Source organism: Enterobacter sp. 61D5 (assembly GCF_034107965.1).
Taxonomy (GTDB): Bacteria; Pseudomonadota; Gammaproteobacteria; order Enterobacterales; family Enterobacteriaceae; genus Enterobacter; species Enterobacter cloacae_M.
Genome location: NZ_JAWNFK010000045.1, coordinates 1 through 1,426 on the forward strand (window position 1 = coordinate 1; position 1,426 = coordinate 1,426).

The following is a 1,426-nucleotide window of genomic DNA, read 5'->3' on the forward strand; positions in this document are numbered from 1 at the left end:
CCACCTTGACGGACTCGACCCCGCTGTGTATCTTTACCCGATGCTTTATCGACGAAGACTTTATCCACCTGAGTCTGATCCAGTTGCCGTTCTGGGTTCTGGTAAAAGCTACTTACCCGGATATAGCCAATACGTTGACCTTTCATACGCCTCCAATACTGAATGTGTCAGAAAAGAATCTATGACCTTTCATTACCAGTGTCAATAAATTCACAGAGTAACTTTATTCTGACAGTTTTTCATTATCATGCCTGACGTCAAGTTAGGGTATAATTCAAATTTACATAGAGAGACAATCATTATGAAACCAAAGACTGAACATATAAAAAGCTTCTGCGTGGCGGGGCTTTGCGTACGTACGAAAAACATTGATGAGTTCAATTCTGAAAGTGCAAAAATCCCTGGACTATGGACAAAGTTCTATTCAGAGGGGGTGACAGAGCAGATCTCAACACGGTTACCAAATACTCCAATTTTTGGCGTTTACTCAGCTTATGAAACTGACGCTACCGGCTTTTATGATTTAACCGTTGGTGTATCTGTTGATAAATCAAACAGCGATTTTGAAAATATTGTCATTGAAGCTGGGGAATATCTCGTTTTTGAAGCAAGAGGGGCTATGCCCGATACGATGATTCAAACCTGGTCTTATATCTGGTCTTATTTTGAGCAACACCCTGAGATATGTCGCAGTTTTCTTACTGATTTTGAAGCTTATAAAAGTCCTGAAGAAGCTCATATCTACATAGGTATTAGCACTACATCATCTTTTCAAATTCCATTTCCATAAGTCTACATTGTGGCTCAGCCCCCAACGTAGACAAGGAATATGTCCAAAACTCATCAATATGCACATATGCTATGTGCATATTGATCTGTTCAAAAAATGCACTTAGCGTACGTTTCCGTACGGTTGGGCTTCGGACCCCATAAACAGCTTCTTGTCGTGGAGATCCCTGATTCGCGGACAGAACGCAAACCCCAGCAGATGCAACAGGGCAAAGACATGATCGGTGAAACCCGCGGTACAGCCCTGAAATTACGCCGATAGCGGTACTGGCTGCCATTATTTACGGTGTGCTGAGAGCCCTCTGGTATCCCGCTCTGCGGCAGTCGGCAGAAGATGCCTGGGATGCAGGCGCAAGGGAGTCTGGGCATTTCCTTGAAACTCTCTCTCAACGGGATACTGAGCCTGAGAATAAACGGGGTGACCGCACACCGCGAAGCCGCCTGGCTGAATCTCAACGTCACCCGGAGAAATACGCAGCTACGCCAGAGCCGTCTTCTGATGTGTTATGACATTGCGCACACCCTGACCGGCAGCGTGGTATCGGTGATTATTTTGTGGAAAGGTGCCGGTGAAGTTCTGAACGGCACCTTTACTGTCGGTATGCTGGTTGCCTATAAAATTACAATGCAAAAATTC

The 1,426-nt window shown here is 45.0% G+C and carries 1 protein-coding gene and 3 pseudogenes; 2 read left to right on the plus strand and 2 right to left on the minus strand.

The annotated features are described in order from the left end of the window. Positions 1-146, minus strand: a pseudogene (locus UTM25_RS22430) (recombinase family protein); the annotation flags it as partial. Positions 147-301: 155 nt separating this feature from the next. Here UTM25_RS22430 and UTM25_RS22435 point away from each other — a divergent pair. Next, positions 302-790, plus strand: a complete 489-nt coding sequence (locus UTM25_RS22435) for a GyrI-like domain-containing protein (RefSeq protein WP_194401950.1) — start codon at positions 302-304, stop codon at positions 788-790. Between the two features lie 138 nt (positions 791-928). Here the strand turns inward: UTM25_RS22435 and UTM25_RS22675 are convergent. Continuing rightward, a pseudogene (locus tag UTM25_RS22675) lies at positions 929-1,027 on the minus strand (Tn3 family transposase); the annotation flags it as partial. On the opposite strand from UTM25_RS22675, the pseudogene UTM25_RS22440 reads away from it, so the two are divergent. Beyond that, positions 1,027-1,426, plus strand: a pseudogene (locus UTM25_RS22440) (ABC transporter transmembrane domain-containing protein); the annotation flags it as partial. The pseudogenes UTM25_RS22675 and UTM25_RS22440 overlap by 1 nt on opposite strands.

Coding starts and splice junctions, on each gene's coding strand:
- UTM25_RS22435 (WP_194401950.1), top strand. CDS start 302: ATGAAACCAAAGACTGAACATATAAAAAGCTTCTGCGTGGCGGGGCTT.